The organism is Paenibacillus radicibacter, assembly GCF_024721995.1.
In the GTDB taxonomy this organism is placed as follows: Bacteria; Bacillota; Bacilli; order Paenibacillales; family NBRC-103111; genus Paenibacillus_AM; species Paenibacillus_AM radicibacter.
In genome coordinates, this window is record NZ_JANQBC010000015.1 from 48,192 (window position 1) to 65,801 (window position 17,610).

General features: G+C 42.5%; 26 protein-coding genes. All 26 read left to right on the forward strand.

What is annotated here, in order from left to right:
- Positions 1-6: 6 nt before the first annotated feature.
- The 26 genes from NV379_RS23315 (at position 7) to NV379_RS23440 (ending at position 17,569) form a co-directional block, all read left to right on the forward strand.
- Positions 7-975, forward strand: a complete 969-nt coding sequence (locus tag NV379_RS23315) for an XkdQ/YqbQ family protein (protein WP_258209741.1) — start codon at positions 7-9, stop codon at positions 973-975.
- A gap of 1 nt (position 976) precedes the next feature.
- Entirely contained in the window at positions 977-1,318 is a 342-nt protein-coding gene (locus NV379_RS23320; RefSeq protein ID WP_258209742.1) for a DUF2577 domain-containing protein, read from the forward strand.
- The gene (locus tag NV379_RS23325) at positions 1,315-1,713 is read left to right on the forward strand and encodes a DUF2634 domain-containing protein (protein ID WP_258209743.1); all 399 of its coding nucleotides are present in this window, start codon (positions 1,315-1,317) and stop codon (positions 1,711-1,713) included. Before NV379_RS23320 ends, NV379_RS23325 begins: the two co-directional genes overlap by 4 nt.
- The gene (locus tag NV379_RS23330) at positions 1,706-2,764 is read left to right on the forward strand and encodes a baseplate J/gp47 family protein (protein WP_258209744.1); all 1,059 of its coding nucleotides are present in this window, start codon (positions 1,706-1,708) and stop codon (positions 2,762-2,764) included. Before NV379_RS23325 ends, NV379_RS23330 begins: the two co-directional genes overlap by 8 nt.
- Complete coding sequence (locus NV379_RS23335; protein ID WP_258209745.1) at positions 2,761-3,339, forward strand: putative phage tail protein; 579 nt, start codon at positions 2,761-2,763, stop codon at positions 3,337-3,339. Before NV379_RS23330 ends, NV379_RS23335 begins: the two co-directional genes overlap by 4 nt.
- Positions 3,340-3,351: 12 nt before the next feature.
- Positions 3,352-3,702, forward strand: a complete 351-nt coding sequence (locus tag NV379_RS23340) for a hypothetical protein (protein ID WP_258209746.1) — start codon at positions 3,352-3,354, stop codon at positions 3,700-3,702.
- Between the two features lie 12 nt (positions 3,703-3,714).
- The gene (locus tag NV379_RS23345) at positions 3,715-4,635 is read left to right on the forward strand and encodes a hypothetical protein (RefSeq protein ID WP_258209747.1); all 921 of its coding nucleotides are present in this window, start codon (positions 3,715-3,717) and stop codon (positions 4,633-4,635) included.
- A gap of 34 nt (positions 4,636-4,669) precedes the next feature.
- Positions 4,670-5,506: a hypothetical protein gene (locus NV379_RS23350; protein WP_258209748.1), complete on the forward strand. Its 837-nt coding sequence runs from the start codon at positions 4,670-4,672 to the stop codon at positions 5,504-5,506.
- Positions 5,490-5,882 carry a hypothetical protein gene (locus NV379_RS23355; RefSeq protein ID WP_258209749.1) on the forward strand — a complete coding sequence of 131 codons (393 nt, stop codon included), beginning with the start codon at positions 5,490-5,492 and terminating at the stop codon, positions 5,880-5,882. Before NV379_RS23350 ends, NV379_RS23355 begins: the two co-directional genes overlap by 17 nt.
- A 19-nt stretch (positions 5,883-5,901) precedes the next feature.
- Positions 5,902-6,042: a hypothetical protein gene (locus NV379_RS23360; RefSeq protein ID WP_258209750.1), complete on the forward strand. Its 141-nt coding sequence runs from the start codon at positions 5,902-5,904 to the stop codon at positions 6,040-6,042.
- 273 nt (positions 6,043-6,315) lie between these two features.
- Positions 6,316-6,465: a hypothetical protein gene (locus NV379_RS23365; RefSeq protein ID WP_258209751.1), complete on the forward strand. Its 150-nt coding sequence runs from the start codon at positions 6,316-6,318 to the stop codon at positions 6,463-6,465.
- A 99-nt stretch (positions 6,466-6,564) separates the two neighbouring features.
- Positions 6,565-6,774 (forward strand): hypothetical protein, encoded by a 210-nt coding sequence (locus tag NV379_RS23370; RefSeq protein ID WP_258209752.1) that lies wholly within the window; start codon positions 6,565-6,567, stop codon positions 6,772-6,774.
- A complete protein-coding gene (locus tag NV379_RS23375) occupies positions 6,761-7,192 on the forward strand; it encodes a phage tail terminator family protein (protein WP_258209753.1) in 432 nt (143 codons plus the stop codon). Before NV379_RS23370 ends, NV379_RS23375 begins: the two co-directional genes overlap by 14 nt.
- Before the next feature lie 12 nt (positions 7,193-7,204).
- Entirely contained in the window at positions 7,205-8,272 is a 1,068-nt protein-coding gene (locus tag NV379_RS23380; protein WP_258209754.1) for a phage tail sheath subtilisin-like domain-containing protein, read from the forward strand.
- A gap of 12 nt (positions 8,273-8,284) precedes the next feature.
- Complete coding sequence (locus NV379_RS23385) at positions 8,285-8,713, forward strand: phage tail tube protein (RefSeq protein WP_258209755.1); 429 nt, start codon at positions 8,285-8,287, stop codon at positions 8,711-8,713.
- An 84-nt stretch (positions 8,714-8,797) separates the two neighbouring features.
- Entirely contained in the window at positions 8,798-9,220 is a 423-nt protein-coding gene (locus NV379_RS23390; protein WP_258209756.1) for a phage tail assembly chaperone, read from the forward strand.
- A 20-nt stretch (positions 9,221-9,240) separates the two neighbouring features.
- Positions 9,241-9,405, forward strand: coding sequence for a hypothetical protein (locus NV379_RS23395; RefSeq protein ID WP_258209757.1), 165 nt, complete (start codon positions 9,241-9,243; stop codon positions 9,403-9,405).
- 12 nt (positions 9,406-9,417) lie between these two features.
- Positions 9,418-11,478 carry a phage tail protein gene (locus NV379_RS23400; RefSeq protein WP_258209758.1) on the forward strand — a complete coding sequence of 687 codons (2,061 nt, stop codon included), beginning with the start codon at positions 9,418-9,420 and terminating at the stop codon, positions 11,476-11,478.
- Between the two features lie 11 nt (positions 11,479-11,489).
- Positions 11,490-12,125, forward strand: a complete 636-nt coding sequence (locus NV379_RS23405; protein WP_258209759.1) for a LysM peptidoglycan-binding domain-containing protein — start codon at positions 11,490-11,492, stop codon at positions 12,123-12,125.
- Complete coding sequence (locus NV379_RS23410; RefSeq protein WP_258209760.1) at positions 12,122-13,108, forward strand: XkdQ/YqbQ family protein; 987 nt, start codon at positions 12,122-12,124, stop codon at positions 13,106-13,108. The genes NV379_RS23405 and NV379_RS23410 overlap by 4 nt, the downstream gene beginning before the upstream one ends.
- A 17-nt stretch (positions 13,109-13,125) precedes the next feature.
- A complete protein-coding gene (locus NV379_RS23415; RefSeq protein ID WP_258209761.1) occupies positions 13,126-13,434 on the forward strand; it encodes a DUF2577 domain-containing protein in 309 nt (102 codons plus the stop codon).
- Positions 13,431-13,862, forward strand: coding sequence for a DUF2634 domain-containing protein (locus tag NV379_RS23420; protein ID WP_258209762.1), 432 nt, complete (start codon positions 13,431-13,433; stop codon positions 13,860-13,862). Before NV379_RS23415 ends, NV379_RS23420 begins: the two co-directional genes overlap by 4 nt.
- Positions 13,855-14,907, forward strand: a complete 1,053-nt coding sequence (locus NV379_RS23425) for a baseplate J/gp47 family protein (protein WP_258209763.1) — start codon at positions 13,855-13,857, stop codon at positions 14,905-14,907. The genes NV379_RS23420 and NV379_RS23425 overlap by 8 nt, the downstream gene beginning before the upstream one ends.
- Complete coding sequence (locus tag NV379_RS23430) at positions 14,904-15,557, forward strand: putative phage tail protein (protein WP_258209764.1); 654 nt, start codon at positions 14,904-14,906, stop codon at positions 15,555-15,557. Before NV379_RS23425 ends, NV379_RS23430 begins: the two co-directional genes overlap by 4 nt.
- Before the next feature lie 2 nt (positions 15,558-15,559).
- Positions 15,560-16,645 carry a hypothetical protein gene (locus tag NV379_RS23435; RefSeq protein ID WP_258209765.1) on the forward strand — a complete coding sequence of 362 codons (1,086 nt, stop codon included), beginning with the start codon at positions 15,560-15,562 and terminating at the stop codon, positions 16,643-16,645.
- A gap of 237 nt (positions 16,646-16,882) precedes the next feature.
- Positions 16,883-17,569, forward strand: coding sequence for a peptidoglycan recognition protein family protein (locus tag NV379_RS23440; RefSeq protein WP_258209766.1), 687 nt, complete (start codon positions 16,883-16,885; stop codon positions 17,567-17,569).
- Positions 17,570-17,610: the final 41 nt, after the last annotated feature.

Consider the following 17,610-nt stretch of genomic DNA (forward strand, 5'->3'; position numbering starts at 1 on the left):
GGTTCTATGCTTGAAGTTCTAATCGACAATAAAGACGGCAATGTGTGGGATATATCAAGCCTTGTATCTAGTGTCTCATGGAAAACGAAGTGGATCGGGGCTGCTGGTAGCTTAGATATTACGATGGTTAAAGGTGGATTATATGAGAGTGCTAGCTTCAAGTACAATAATGGTGACATTATCCGAGTACGCAGGGGCGATTCGAATATATTCTACGGCTATATTTTCTCAGTGGATAGTGGTAAAGATGAAGCTGTAACGATTAAAGCCTATGATCAAATACGCTATCTCATGGTGAATGATACCTATGTGCTTAAAGGAGCAACGGCAACAGAAGTGATTAAGAAAGTTGCGGACGATTTTAAGTTGAAAATTGGAACACTAGTGGATACGAAGCACAAAATTCCTACACTTGTAGAAATTAATAAAACTTTGTTTGATCTTATTAGTAAAGCAATAAATTTAACCGTCATCGCAACGAATCAGAACTTTGTGTTTTATGATGATTTTGGGAGTCTTATACTTGCGAATGTGAGGGATATGAAGCTTGATTTTTACGTAGGTGATGACAGTTTAATGTTTGACTACACTTATAATCGCACCATTGATAACGACACCTATAATAAGGTTAAAATCATTCAGGATAGTAAGAAAACAGGCAAGCGTGAAGTATACGTCGAGCAAGACAGCGCGAATATTGCCAAATGGGGTATGCTTCAATATTTTCAAACCGTCGACGAGAATATGAATGAAGCCCAGGTTAGCGATATGTTGCAGAACTTAATGACGGCTAAGAACAGGGAGAAGAAGACGATTCAGCTAAAAGCAATCGGTGATCCGAGGGTGCGAGCAGGATGTTTTGTCCCTGTGGAGCTGAAGGAGTTTGGCATTAATCAACACTATCTTATCGATGAATGTACACATGATTACGATTCTACGAGTCATACGATGACACTTAGTTTGAAGGTGATATGAAATGTCTTTATTAAATATTATTAAATCGGCCGGTGCGGGTGCAGTTGATGCAGGTAATCCGGTTGCTATGCTTTTTGCAGAAGTCACACAAATGAATCCTCTGGAGTTAAACGTTGATCAACGGTTTACACTCACTGAGGATTTTTTAATTATTCCAGAGAGTCTAACGCGCTATGAGATTGACTTAAAGCATAAGCATGATGCTCTAGGAGGATCGACTCAAGATGCATTGCCACAGAAAATTGTCATTCGAGAAGGTTTGAAGAATGGCGACAATGTGCTGCTATTGCGAGTTCAAGGTGGGAATAGCTTCATCATTCTCGACAAGGTGGTGAAAGGATGATTCCGCAAGGTGGAATATTACAAGCCAGTCCAAGTACTCGGCAAGTTCAGCAACCTAGTAAGACTTACAGATTAGATTTAAAGAACAACCGAATATCGGGGATTGCAGATGGCTTGGATGCGATTAAGCAGATGGTGGTTAAATGTCTTTCGACAGAGAGATATGAGCACTTTATTTATAGCTTTAATTACGGGACTGAGAGCATAATCGGCTCGGATCGCCTACTGTATCAATCCGAGACAGAACGTTTCATTAAAGAAGCGTTAATGCAAGATGATCGAATCAGAAGTGTCGAGGATTTTGTATTCACTTTCGAAGGGGATACAGGAACGGTCGCATTTGATGTCGTGACAGATTATGGGCGTTATAGAGAGGAGGTAAGTCGAAGTGTATGAGAATCAGACGTATGCAGTGATCTTGAATAGGATGCTCGATCGGGTACCGAATGATGTAGATAAGCGAGAGGGCAGCATCATCTACGATGCGCTTGCACCAGCTGCTGCCGAATTATCTCAGATGTATGCGGCAATGGATACGAACATTCATCTATCCTTTGCAGATACAGCAAGTGGAGAATATCTAGATCGCAGAGTGAATGACTATGGGATAAGTAGGAAAGCAGCTACAAAGGCAAAGCGAAAAGGGTTGTTCTATGGCAATAATGGAGTTCCAATTGATGTTCCACTTGGTAGCCGATTTTCAATCGAGAAATCAAATTTTGTTGTAGTTGATCGTCAAGCTTTGGGTCAGTTTACACTCGAGTGTGAGGTAGCAGGAGCGATAGGGAATAGCGTATTCGGTTCCATGCTACCAATCGATTATATGGACGGGCTCGTTAAAGTGGAACTAACAGACATCCTAAAGCCTGGTGATAACGAAGAGACGGATACAGCGCTTAGAGAACGTTATTACCTTCGAGTACGGTCGCCTTCTACTAGTGGCAATATAGCGGATTATATCAATTGGGCGTTAGAGGTGCCGGGTGTAGGTGGAGTCCGAGTCATTCCATTATGGGATGGTGGGGGAACTGTAAAAGTAGTGATCGTCGACAATGAGAAGAAGCCAGCAAGTGGTGAGCTTGTCCAGAAGGTGCAAACCAATATCGCCCCTAGTGATTCTAAAGGTGAAGGTAAAGCGCCGATAGGTGCACTCGTAAATGTTGTATCTGCAGCAGGTGTTGGTATCGATGTTACGGCAGCTGTTACGCTATCAGGTTCCCTTACCTTAGAAGATGTTACAGCTAGATTCAGAGCTACCTTGGATGATTATTTAAAAGGTATCGCCTTTACTTCAGATGCGACAGTGAAATACGTGCGGGTGGGTGCCATGTTGCTAGACATTGATGGTGTACAGGACTATTCCGATCTACGAATCAATAACAGTACCAACAACATCAGCGTGACACAAGAGCAAGTTGCACTTGCAGGGACGGTGACTCTGAGGTGAGGGAGAATGTTCTAACTAGTCCTAAGGGGAAAGAGCTATTCGAGTATTTACCAGCCTTCTATGAGCCGATATACGAGATTCGTACTTTGGTTCAGACAGAGGGATTAGAATTAGACACCATATCTAACCAGATTGAAAGCATCTTAGATCAGACTACTGTTGGCACGGCTACATGGTCACTTGAGCGATGGGAAAAAGAATTCGGGGTACGTACAGAAGCGGGAAAGCCTGTTGACCAACGGCGGAGTGTGGTTATTTCCAAGATACGCGGAACTGGAACGATTACGAGCAATTTAATCAAAGCAGTAGCAGAGTCATACGCAAACGGTGAGGTTGCTGTGACAGTAGACTACCCGACGTACACAGTTCAAGTAGAGTTTATTGGGAAATACGGTATTCCTCCGAATATTGAGGATCTAAAATCAGTGCTTCGCGGGATCGTGCCAGCTCATTTGGAGATTGAGTATAAGTTTAAGTTTGTTACATTCGGACAACTTGAGTTTGTTGGTAAGACCTTCGGAGAAATTGAGTCTTCTGGGCTTACAATGGGGCAATTGGAAACAAATCTACCATAAAGGGGTGAAAGGATGATTACTAAACCAAGCGGTATACGAAGCGTACAAAGCAATGATAATGCTGCAATTGCAAACTTTAATCGTAATGATGACATATTGGATTTTTTACTGCGTCCATATCGAGAGAGAATTGATACAGGTTCTTATGATGCAGCCACGGACAAGTACACGAAAGTTGATTTTTTACGCCAAGAAGATGGCGGGGTTGCGGTAAGCTGCGTTTTATCAAATAAGGATTCCAACGGCAACTATTTAACAGATACTTGGCAATTGAATATGCCATCAGGAGTGAAGACACGTGTGTGGACGCTTGTATACGATGTGAATGGGAAAGTCGTGGATAAAACGTATGTGGACAAGTAAGGGGGTAAATGGATGCTTACAATTACAGAGGCATTAAGACTTCGGGGGATCGGTGCAGGCGGGGCATTAGCTTTAACCGATAAACAGGCATTAATTGATATCGTCAATGCTGCTGAAGCCAATAATGATGCACTGAAAAATGATGTCGTTGCAAAGCTAAAGAATTTCAATCCAGCATTAAGCATTTCGAGTGCATCGACATGGACGGAAATTCGTGCGGCGATTGCATCTATGCAAAATCGTGGAGCGGTGACGATCACGCCGAGTACAGTAGATCAAGTAATTATGGCGGGCTATCATAATGGCGCTGGAAAGGTGTTAGGCGATCTTGACTTGATTGCTGCTAATATCAAGGCAGGGGTTAATATATTTGGGGTTAATGGTAAACCGGAAGTTGTAGATACAACAACTGCTGTTGGAGCAGCAATAGGAGACGTATTAAGTGGGAAAGATGCGTTTGTGAATGGAGTTAAACGCGTTGGAACAATGACTAATAACGGAATAGTAAATCAAACAATTGCTACACAAAATGGACAGCTATCATTAAATGGGTATTATTCTACAGGAAGTATGATTACGGCTTCGTTTCCGAATCTAGTTGCTGGAAATATAAAATCTGGGGTTAATATCGGAGGGGTTGTAGGTAATTTCAACCCTACTGCTCGAACATTTAGAAAAGTATGTTCCCCGACTGAATATAATCAAGTTTTTAATATAAATCCTGGTTTTAATATCGGGATTTTTGTTCTTAACTACGAATATTATTCAAACAATTACTATTACGGTGTTTATAACTTTGTTAAGGGTACTTTTGAAATGCCTCTCGCTGGCAATCATTCGCCCCAGTATGCAAATATTACTTCATCATCTTTTGATTTGATAGTAAGCCCACCAGGTGGAACATATTACGTTAATATTCTAGAAAGAATGTAATAAGTCTAATAGGTAGAAAAGGAGGTAAACGCGAATGCCACAAATGCCAAGCACCGCAAGTATCAAAGATATTATTACATCTTTACAGGGACTAACGGGTGTTAATCAGTTACTGGAACTGTCTAATGTGCTAAAAGCTAAGGGTTACACATTAACAGGCAAAGAAACGATAGTTGATCTTATCACTATAATTAGTGGTTTGAATCTTGTTAATACAGCAACAACAGCAGGTGCAACAGCAACGCAAATATTAACGGGGAAAGAAGCATTTGCAAATGGCTCGAAAATAACTGGTACGATGCCTGATCGAGCTGGAGATACGGCAGCGTTGTCATCAACTGTTGTTGGTAATGTGTTGAAGCTACTTGCTTCAAATGGCTATCGTGACGGTGTTGATGATTACGTGACACTGACGGATGCAGCGTTTATAGCGTCGAACATTCTTACAGGTAAAACCGTTCACGGATTGGCAGGGACGGCAACAGCAGACGGTACAGCGAGTGCCGCTGACATTCTTACGGGGAAGTCAGCTTATGTTAATGGGCAGAAGATTATTGGGAGTAGTGCGCCAGGAAAAAGAGTTGCAACGGGAACCATACCTAATTTCACAAGTGCAACTGAAATCAAACAAATAAGGGGATTGGATTTTTCACCAAGTTTAATGAAGTTATTTTTTAATTATAGTGGAGGATGGCGCGCTAATGTGACACTGTGGCTTCCAAAGGAGGCAATATTTAGAGCAATGTCAGGCGAGGGGATGTATGGATTTAACCCCGTATATGGTGGGTTTGATGTACAGTTAGGATCTGCATATAACACAGGCAACACTTACGTATATTTCACGAGTATAACTTATGAAGTTTGGGAGTGAAGAGGATATGAAAATCGGGCGTAGGATTTATTATGACTTGTCGAGCGGAAACGTGATTTTGGATACTGGTGAACGTAATGGAAGTGTTATTGAAACGACCATTGAACAAGATTTTCAAAACTATAAAGACTTGGCTGAACGATTACCGGAAACAGTTGGGTTTTTACAATTTAATCATGGTGATTTAGCATATGATTTTGCAACCTGTAATGGCTTTCGAGTTGACCTAGAAAGTGGCGCCATTGTGTTCAGCTATCCCGATCTATCGAACCCTGAACAACCACCTATCTATCGCAAACCACTCAGCCAAGAAGTAGACGAGCTTAAACAGTCCATTGCAGAGTTAACGATTTTACTTGCTACACCACAACAATAAAAAGGGAGGGGGATGAAATATGACATTTACAAAAGACAGCGGACTAGTAAAGGTATGGGTAGGTTTGGTTATGGCCGGAACATACAAACTCCAACAGGTTCCGCAGCTCTCGAACCTAAAGCAAGTTGTTACAGAAGTAATTAACGGAACAGCAGCTTAATCAAGCGCCTGCACAACGCAGAGCGCTATTTTTATATCATTATGTTTTCTTCATTGATATATTTCAATTTCAGGGTTGTCTGCTAAGTGGCCGCTCATTGACCGCAAGTTGGCAGTTCATTAGAAGTTAGTCGTGATATATTAGTAATGTAGACAAATGAGGCAAGTCGAACGCAATTAAATAAGTTGCCTCAGAAGTCAGGGAGACGCCGCGTGCGTCTCTTTTTTTATGGGTAAGTTTCTTCACGCAGTAGGCAAGAGGAGGGCTTCTTAAATGAGAAGACGTAAGAAAAAACGGCGTATGGAACAAGAATTGCCCAAACAACCAGCACTTTGTCTACGCTGCGTATGGGGGCAATGGACAGGTGTGAAACAGTACTGCCCGAAGCAGATTTGCGTAAAGGCGGATACCGCAAACCTCTAAGCTGCATTTCTTCAGAATGCAGCTTACTTTGGCTTTTAGCAAAGGAGGTGAACACAATGCACACTCAACAGATTCATGTAGGAAGGTGGAGAATCGAGCATGATGAAAGTACCCGATTTAAATCAGTACGCTGAACTGTTAACACAAGCAAGTAAGCGTAAGGACAGGCTCCAGAAGTTCGAACAAGAAGTGATGGACGCACAACAGCAGAACCCGAAAGTACCGCTTACTGAACAAGAGTTGTCTCAGTTTGGTGAGCGTTTTTTCAAACAAATTGCGAAGGAGGCTGGTCTGGATGTTACGGAGTAGTCTGGATGCGATGAGCATGTTGTTAACGAATGCTTGTCCTGATGTTACACAGATTTATGTCTTTAACTTACCCGATCAGCCCGTGCAACCATCCTTCCTTATGCAGCTTTATAGCAGCACGAATGAAGATTTGTCTTACAAGAACTATTCGTCTCAGACGGTCTGGCAAATCACGTATTATTCCACACAAGATGCTAACAGCAAAGGATTGGATCTTGTGGATCGATTCGATCAGGTTCGAGTGAAGATCATGGCAGATCGATTAATTACAGGACCAGACGGGACACAGTTTCACATTCTCGGTGTAGAAACCGTACTTCGAGAAACTGATGTTGTATTACGCATTACATTACAAACGGAATACGAGCGCGCTTCCAAGCAATATGAAGATGTGAAGCATGTCTCGATTCACAAATAAGGAGGATTTAATATGGGTTTACCTAATGTCAATATTGTATTCAAGCAAAGAGCAGCTGCGGCGGTGCAGCAAGGAGCAGTTGGAATTCTGGCTTTGGTTTTAAAAGATGCTTCGGTGACAAGCGTCACAGAATACCATGTACGTGGGGTTGAAGATATCCCAGCAAATGTGAAAGCAGATAATAAACAATATATTACGATGGCGCTGCTTGGCGCTCCAAAAGAAATCAAGGTTGTTGTCATTCCGGAATCTGCATCCGATTATGCAGCAGCACTAGATTATCTGGAGACGATCAAGTTTAACGTGGTAGCCTTCCCAGGCGCTGAAACAGCAGCAGTTACCGTACTCACATTGTGGGCAAAAGGTATGTTCTCTTCAAAAGATCGCAAGATCATGGCGGTTCTACCGAACGCTGCGGCAGACCATCCTGCGGTTATTAATTTTGCAACGGATCAGATTGAAGTATCTGCTGCGAAGTATACAACTACTCAATTTACGGCACGAATTGCCGGCCTTATTGCAGGCTTGCCGCTTACAGTTGCCCCTACATTCCAAGTGCTGACTGAAGTTACGAATGTACCGAAGTTAACGAAGGCAGAAGCGGATGCTGCGATTAATGCAGGGAAGCTTATTTTGTACCATGACGGGGAAAAGGTGAAGATCGCGCGTGGTGTCACTTCCCTAGTCACTGCAACTGAGGAAACAGGTGAGGACTGGAAGAAGATTAAGGTTGCTCGCATTCTGAATAAGACATACCACGATATCAAGGAAACGATTGAAGACTTATACATCGGTAAAGTACAGAACAGCTACATCAATAAGCTACTTCTAGTTTCAGCAATTAGTAACTATTACGAACAATTGGAGCAGGATGGCATTCTCGATCCAGGTAAGAACCGAGTTGAGATCGATATTCCTACACAGCGTCTTTATTTGAAAACAATCCTGGGTGCAGATGAAGTGGCACGAATGGATGAGCAGCAAATTAAGGAAGCAAACACGAAGGATCAAGTGTTCTTGACAGCAGTTGAGCGTCCACTTGATGCAATGGAAGATATTAAACTGACAATTAATTTATAGGAGGCGGTATAGATGGCTAATTTTAATGGTGAAAAAGTAATCTCAGGTACGTTTGGGGAAGTATGGTTGGATGGAGAATACGTTGCAGAAGCAATGTCTATGGAAGCGAAGCTTGAGATTGAAAAAGAAGATGTTCCACTAACAGGCAAGTTTGCGACAGACAGCAAATTCATGGGTTACAAAGGCAGTGGCACACTCAAAATGCACAAGGCAAACTCTCGCATGATTAAGAAGCTTGGCGATATGATCAAAAAAGGCATTAATCCACGGTTTCAAATTATGTCGAGTCTAGCAGATCCGGCTGCTGCGGGTGCAGAGCGTATTCTAATCAAGGATGCGAGTTTCAATGACTTGACCCTTATTAACTGGGAATTGAAGAAAAAAGGCGAGATCGAAGCACCTTTCACATTCACAGATTGGGATACGCAAGACTTGATCTAATCGCATTCATAAATTTATCTTGTAAAAAAGCCAGCCCTGAGCCCATCTCAGGGCTATTCTTATACCCCGGGAGGAAGAAACATTATGAAGAAAAATACACTAGATTTACTATTGGCAATTGATAAGAGCAAAGTACAGCGTCCATCCAAGAAAGTGGAGATGAAGAGACTCAGTAGTGCTGCGGGTGAACCAGTTATTTTTACATGCCAAGCCCTAACGATGGAAGAAATGGCTGAGGTCCAGGAAATCTCAATGTCTGTGTCCAAGCGTGGTGAGCTTGAGGAGTTCAACAGTAATGCGGCTCAGATTTTCACAGTGGTACGTGGTGTGGTGGAACCGTCGCTTAAAGATAAAAGTCTACTCGAAGCTTATAACGTTAACACACCGAAACAGTTGCTAGAAGATTCACGCTTGTTGCTGCCTGGTGAGATTACACAGTTATATAACGTGATTTCTGGATTGTCAGGTTATGGTGAGGATTCGGTACAAGAACTAAAAAACGAATAAAGTCGGACGGATATGCCGAGATGCTCTATTACTACTGGAGCCGTAAAGGCATCCGTCCGAGTGAGATTCACAATATGCCTGCTGGCGAGCAGCATCTCTTGCGTGTTTTCTACGAAATGGAACTAGAGGAGCGAGAAAAGCTCGCTAAGGTTGGCAAGCCGATGTTTACCATGTCGGCTTTTTAGGGAGGTGAATGTGTGAAATTAACAGCTATATTGAGTTTGAAGGATGAGTATTCGGCAGTTCTACAACAGGCAGCTAAGAATACTAAGACTTTTCAGAGGCAAGTCGAGCAGGTCGAGAGGACGCTGAATCGTGCTTTTAATAAGAATCGTAATATCAAGGTCGATCATCAATCTGCGATAAGCGCTCTGGATAAAGTCACGAAGAAGTTAAAAGAAATTCAGGAAATAAAAGTAAGCGTTGGGGTTAAGGAGAATGAGAAGTCTTCAGATAAACCATCGAGGTTTATCACTCAAGCTAAGAAAGATCTTAAGACTTTAAGTGAGATGTATAAGAGCATACAGCCAGTCATTAAGAATAGTTTGATTGGAAAGACAGTAGGAAAAGGTATAAAACTCGTAATTGGAATTGCTGATGAAACTACAAAACCCTTTAGAAGGGTTATTTCATTTGCCAAGAAGCCCCTAATATTAACTCTGAAAGTGGCTGACTACGCAACCCAAGGAATTATGAAAGTAGTCGGTTTTGCTAAGCAAATTGGGACAATGATTGCACCAGCTTTTATTAAAATTGGCGATATGATTGCAGGTACTTTAAAAAATGCTTTCAATAGTGGTATGGAGCTGGAACAACAGCAAGTAGTTATGGATCAAGTCATGAAGGTGAACAATCCTAAGATGTCTGAGGCTGGTTCGCAAAAGGCGTCTCAAGAGTACATGCAGGAACTGCGCGACAATGCGGTGTCTAAGTCGTTTAATTCGTCAGATGTGATCGCAGCAGGGACGAAAGCACTTAAGGAAACAGGTGGAGATGCCAAGCAAGCCATGGAAATGGTGAAGCTAGCTGAGAATATGGCTGCACTTAATCCTGAGAAAAAGCTATCAGATGCGATGAAAGCTTTGGGTGATTTGAAGAGTGGCGATTCCAAGGGAATGAAGGATTTCAATTTTGATATTAAAGATACCAAGGCAAAAGCGGCAAAAGGCGATCTAAGTAAGATGAAAAGTGACAATGGTATGGGACTAGAGCAGATGTTCGCCGGTGGGGCTGACAAAATGGCAGGTACTGCGAAGGGCATGCTTGGTACAATTACAGGCGGTCTAAAGATGGGTATGCAAGATATGGGGTTCAATATGATCCAAGCGCTCAAGCCATTACTAGAGCAGATTATTCCTTTGGTTGAGAAAATGCAGCCTTTATTCGCAAGCCTTGGCACATCACTTGGCTCTGCTATTACAAAAGTGATTCAATATTTCAAGCAGAATGAAGGACCTATTAATCAATTTAAAGATTCGGTGCTGAGCATATTTACTTCTGTTTCACAAGGTTTCGAGAGATTTATTACGTGGTTGAGGCCATTTTTACCGAAAATTAATGATTTCATTATTGGGGTTATTGAAAAAGCATACAATGTCATTTCACCAATGTTAGAACCAATTAAGAATCTGTTTAAAAGTATCTTTGAGTGGATTGTGAACAACATGCCAGTATTTCAGAATGCAATCGGTGCAGTATTCAGCGCAATTGCTCCTGTCATTGATGTCGTCATCTTAAGTTTCTCCACTCTTTGGGATTTATGGCAAAAGGCATGGCCAACTATTCAGAGCATTATTGAGAGTGTTTGGGGTGTTGTACAGCCGATATTCGGTGCGATCGTAGATATTATTGGTATCATCATCGAACTTGGTAAAAGGCTATGGAATGAAATGCTTCCAGTTTTTGAAGGTATTTGGTCAGTTCTCAAACCGATTGTCGATGGAATCGGTTCATTCGCAAGTTGGATTGGTGACAAAGTCAGCTGGTTCCGTAAGGAACTTCAAGGTGATGATAAGTCCTCAGGCAAACCCCATGCAGCAGGTCTTCACACCGTTCCAAGAGACAATTACCCTGCACTGCTCCATCGTAATGAAGCTGTTCTTACAGCACAAGAAGCGAATCAATACCGCAATGGTAGCAGAGGTAGCAGTATAGTCATCAACATGAACAATCCAGTTGTCCGTGACGAGAGCGACTTCCAGAGATGGTCGAATTTACTGCGTCGTGAACTTGAGACGGCTGGACTCAATATGGCATAGGGGGATGGATGATGGAATTTTGGCTTTCTTTTAACAATGGGGAAGAGAAGTTGCGGCTTCCTGTTCCTCCTAGCAGCTTTGAGATGCAGACTGGCAATACGAACGAGACCGTGAACATTTACGAAGTGGGTGAGGTTCAGTTAATTGGTAAACGCCGATTGAAGTCGATCTCACTGGCGTCGTATTTTCCAATTCGTGATGATGGGCTCTGTCAGTATCGAGACTTCCCTCCTCCGCAAAAATGTGTAGAGATGATCGAGAAATGGCGAGATAGTGGCCGTCCGATTCGCTTAATCATCATTGGGGAGAGCTTAACGGTGAATGAGGCGATGGCGATTGAATCATTCAATTATTCGCAGAAGCATGGCCCTCAGGATATTTATTTTACACTGGATTTAAGAGAGTATCGCTTCTTAAACTTTAAAGCTACGACGAGTGCTGCATCGGCTCTATTGCAAAAAATTGTCGGTGATGCAAGACCTGTAGAGAAGGTACCGAACAAGACGTATATCGTACGAACAGGGGATACGCTTCTGACGATTGCGAAGAGCCAGAATGGGGATGCATCCGCTAAAGATAAGCTCAAGGAGAAGAATGGGATTGTGGATGAAAACAACCTGACTCCAGGGAAGGTGCTTGTACTATGAAGATGCAGCATATCAGTCGAGAAGGGAAATCAAGCGATATTACCTTTCTCGTGCAAAATATGACGTGGAGCGGGGATGTTGCTGAAGCAGCTCGTAGAGTGGAATTAACACTAGCGGTGTCCTCGCTTGATCATTACTTGCCGCAAGTTGCGATGGATCTAGGAGAAAAGCTGGTATTTAGCACAGATGAGGGTAAAGAGCTGTGGCAGGGGTTTATTTTTCAAAAAAATCGATCGTTAAATGGCAGTGAATTCAAAGTCACAGCGTTCGATGGTTTGATCTATTTAACCAAATCGAAATTGCCTAGATTGTTTAACGGGATGACGCCTGAGCGAGTAACGGCTGCTGTCTGTGCAGAGCTTGGTGTACCCGTTGGACAATTATCTGTGACCAACTTGCCGCAGACTTTTGCCAATCAGGATGGTGGTGGAGGGAAGTCCGGTTATGAAGCGATTATGACCAGCTATTCAAGCGCCTCTAAGCAGAACGGGAAAGTCTATATGGCACGTATGGATAAGGGTGCACTTGATGTCGTTGAAAAAGGGGCTGTCGTCGCCCAAACGGAACTTACTGCAAGTACGAACTTAACGGATGCCAGCTATGGTGAAGATATGAGCGCAATGGTGAATACCGTCATCATTACAGATGAGATGGGCAACACCATTGATCAAGTGCGGAATAGTGATTGGCTGAAGAATTACGGCCTATTACAAGAGGTTTATCAGAAAGAAGAAGAGAAAGATCCGAAGAAGATGGCAGAAGCGATGCTGCATGGTATTGATCGAACAGCAAGTGTAGAGTTAATTGGTGGACCGGATAAATATGATCTGATTGCAGGGAATGCGGTGCGGATCAAGGAGGATGTGACCGGGATAACCGGTCTTTTTTATATTGATAGGGATACGCACACCTTCCAAGGCGGGCAGCACAAGATTAGCTTGGACCTGAATTACAAGAACGTGATGGAAGAGCATGAAGCTTAAGGGAGGAGGATGCGCATATGTCGATGTCTTGGATGATTAATCTGATCCGTGAGCAAGGAGCTAAGTATAATCCGCCGTCTCTTTTGTTTGGCGAAGTGCTTTCTTTACATCCAGAAATGAAGATCAAGTTAGGGGATCTGGTGCTGTCGAAGTCGTTCCTCCTAGTAGCCGAGCATTTACTTCATTCACGTGTAAAAGGGAGTCAGGTTGGAGTCGTTCATGAAGTTGAGTTGTCTCCACCTCTTGCGATTGGAGATACAGTAGCAGTCATGCCAACAACGGATTTTCAACGATATGTCGTGTTATGTAAGGTGGTGGGAACGTGAGTGGGATTTTTCCTTTTATTGATCAATCGGTGGAAACAGTAGAAGCAGCCGAGCAGAACTTAGTGATGTTTAAGGAATATGCTTGGGATTTTGAGAAGAATGATTTTGTCATGCATAATGGTCGACCTGTTGTCCTTGAAGGTAATGACGCCTTGATGGTATGGGCGTATAAAGCACTTAAGACAGAGCGGTATCGATATTTAGCGTATAGCTGGAATTTTGGAGTAGAGTTTGATCGATTGATGGGCAGTTCTTTCTCCTCTTCACAATTGCAGCAGACTGAGGCGGAGCGATACCTACGAGAGGCATTGCTTGTGAATCCGTATATCAAGGATGTGGCAGGGGTTCAGGTCTCTTTTACAAAAGATGTACTGAATATGAGCTTTAAATTATTGACGGTATATGGGGAGGTGAATATGAATGTTTGAGAATCAGAGTTATGAGTCGCTACTGGTTATGTTGCTGGATCGTGTGAAAACACCTGGAATTGCTAAACAGGAAGGCACATTCGTCTATGACAGTATGTCACCTGTTGCCATTGAAATGGCGATTGCTTATTCGCAGCTAGATCGTGTGTTACGACTTGGGTTCGCACAGACGACGACAGGTGAGTATCTGGATCGGAGAGCTGAAGAATTTGGGGTGCTGCGTAAAGAGGCTACGGTAGCTAAGGGTATTATTCGAATCGTTGGACCACCTGGGACAAAGGTTCCGAGTGGAGTTGTATTCTCGACGACCAGTGGAACTTTATTCAAAACAGTTAGTGATGTAAGTATCGGATCAGGTGGAAATGTGATGGCTGCTATTCAAGCAGTTGAGGCTGGATCAGGTGGGAATGTTCCAGCCGGTTTAGTTACACAGGTCCCGATTACATGGTCAGGTATTCTACAAGTGATGAATGATGCACCTATCGATGGGGGATATAATGTTGAGGCAGATGACTCGTTGTTATCTCGATTATTAGCGAAGGTAAGAAATCCTGCAACCAGTGGCAATGTGAATCATTACTTGCAATGGGCAAGAGAAGTTCAAGGAGTTGGCGATGCGAAAGTATTCCCGGTATGGAACGGACCACTAACAGTGAAAGTAGTGCTCTTAAGTGAGCAGAAGCGAGCGCCATTACCTTCAGTTGTATCGGCTGTGACTGAGTATATTGAATCAGTTAGACCGATTGGAGCCCAGATAACCGTGGTTCCTGCTGTTGAGACAGCAGTGAATATTAGTGTAAAAGTTACAGTGGAAAGTGGAGCGAATCTAGCAGGTGTCAAAGAATCTATTGAGCAGCGAATCACAAATTACCTGCAAGACTTGGCGTTCAAAGACAACACCATTCGCTACTCGCAGATTGCCAATGTCGTGTTAGATGCTCCTCATGTGATTGACTATTCCAATCTCACGCTTAATGGAGGGAATACGAACATTGTAATTCCAAGTGAGGGTGTAGGGGTATTGGGGATGGTGACGGTGGCGTGAGTAGAGAGTTAAGTAGTGAAAATCATCTAGAATCTAAGCGACTTGAAGGTGAGAATTTATCAGATAACAAGCTAGCTAATATAGTGTTAGCAAGTGAAAGGCTTCGAGGTACATTTAATGATCGGATGCGATCAGCGCTGCCAAGCTTTGTAGTCGATTCACCTGTTATGAGTGGCTTAACGTTATCTCAGGCGGATCAGTTGGGGCAGCTACGTGAAGCTACGGACGATACACTTAATCAGTTTTTCATCGACTCCGCCACATGGGGACTTGCGAACTGGGAACGATTTGTCGGCTTACCGACTGACTTAACGAAACCGTTAGATCAGCGCCGTTCCGTCGTGAAGTCGAAGATTCGGGGGATTGGAACAGTTAATGTTGAGTTGATTAAGGGTGTGGCGGAGTCGTTTGATAATGGTGAGGTTGTGGTAGATGAGGATTTTACGAAATGTTTAATTCGAGTGGAATTTGTAGGTAAGTATGGCATTCCACCGAATATTGAAGATTTAAAGTTGGCATTGCGTGAGATTATTCCTGCTCATTTACATTTAGATTATAAATTTAAATTCACAACACATGCTGAATTAAAAGGATTCACGTATAGGGAACTAGCTAAGTATACGCATCATCAAATTAGAGAGGGGCTGTAAAAATGGCTAATCAAACAGCTAATCTTGGGTTAGTAAAGCCAACGGAGAATGAGCATTATGATATTAATATTTTTAATACTAACTCGGATAAAATCGATGCGACAGTATTGGAATTAAACAATAAAATTTCTGTTGCTGGAAAAGTACAATCGGTCAATAGTAAAACAGGCGATGTCGTATTATCCGCAGTTGATGTTGGGGCGACAAAGCAATCTGATTACAATCTACACGTAGCTGATTACGTAAAGCATCCTGCTGATGGTGGAACAACAGCTGGAACTTCTACATCATATACGGTCAATTCTAGTCCAAATCCTACAGCATTGGTTGATAAAATTGGAGTTGTTATTACTACACATATAGATAGTGGGGTAAATCCAAAACTTACTTGGGGAACACTTGCTTCAGTTCCAATACTTAAGCCAAATGGGTCAGTAGCAGTTTTTAAAAAAGATGCCATCTATACACTACGTTATAGCGTTGTGAAAGCGGCTTTTATCTTACAGGGTGAAGGGGGGAGTGGTAACGCAACAAGTGCAGATTTATTGATTGATAAAACAGCATCAACGGATGTAGGAGATATTGTAGGGACGATGCCTGATCGTGGAACGGTTAATTATACAATGACGACACACGGACAGTCATTTATGATAACGGCAGGAAAACATAGTGGAAATGGTAAAATAACTACGCATATATCTAATTTAACATCAGACAAAATTGTTGCTGGTGAAACAGTAGGTGGAGTTGTAGGTACAGCAAAAAAATTAGTAGAGGCTTCGGGTATATATACCGCAAAAGTACAAAGCGGATACGCAGGTGGGAGGTTTACAATATCAAATCTCGGGTTTACTCCTAGGGCTATTTTTATTATGTCTGCAGCTGGTAGCTATGAAACTACAACTGGCGGAGGTGTAGCCTATGACAGTAGCGGGGAAAAATTGACTTATGGAACAATAGGTGGAGGCACAAGCACTAAGATAAATGATGTGAACAGAACTTCTGATGGATGCACATTTTATTTGTCATTGTTTAGTAATGCAGGTGAAAATGCAATATATCAGCTATATTATTATGCTGTTGCATAATATATTTTGAAAGCATTAATATATTGATTCATTAGTTGTTTATGCTGAAGTTGGTTGTGTTATTTCTACATATTTAACGTACCTCTTCACATAGATGAACGCCATTTTTTATTAATTGGAATGCACATCTGAGATATTAATCATGCATCAAATAATTAATCTTATTGTGGAAAATTAATGTTTTTACCGATGCAAGTTAAAGTTATGATTTCTGTATTTAGAGCGAGGTGATAAGAGTTGGTTAAATATTTACAGGATCACATCCCAAAGAACACGCAATTTAACCGCAGAACAAGTTATGAAATGCATCCAACCTACCTCACCATCCACAACACCGGAAACTCGACCTCTAGCGCACGCAACGAACGCAACTGGCTCACTAATCCATTCAATAAACGTACAGCCTCGTTCCACATCATTATTGATGAGAATGAAGCAATCGAATGCATCCCACTAAACGAAGTAGCCTGGCATGCAGGCGACGGTAATGGGGATGGAAATCGCCGATCAATTGGAATTGAAATCTGTGAGAGTGGTAATTACGAGCAGACGCTAGAAAACGCAGTACAGCTCGTTGCAAGCATGCTAAGAAAACGTGGCTGGGGCGTAGACCGATTAAGGCGACATTATGATTGGTCAGGCAAAATATGTCCACGCCTCATGTACGATAGCGGAAAATGGACAGGCTGGCACAAGTTTGTCGCTGCGGTGGATACTCAATTAAAAGAGGTGAACGACATCCTACAATTTGAACACGACTACCAGTGGAAGCAGCTAGGCGATGCATTGGATGGACTCTATCGTGTAGGCGAGATCAACGATTACACCTGGGCGGAGAAAGCTTACACGCGTAAGCTTACGCAATCCGAATTAGCATGGATCAACACGATTCTATATGCTCGTGGTAAAGGCATTGCTGTCTAACAGGCCGCATCAATATATATTAAGGGCGCTCATTGTAGCGC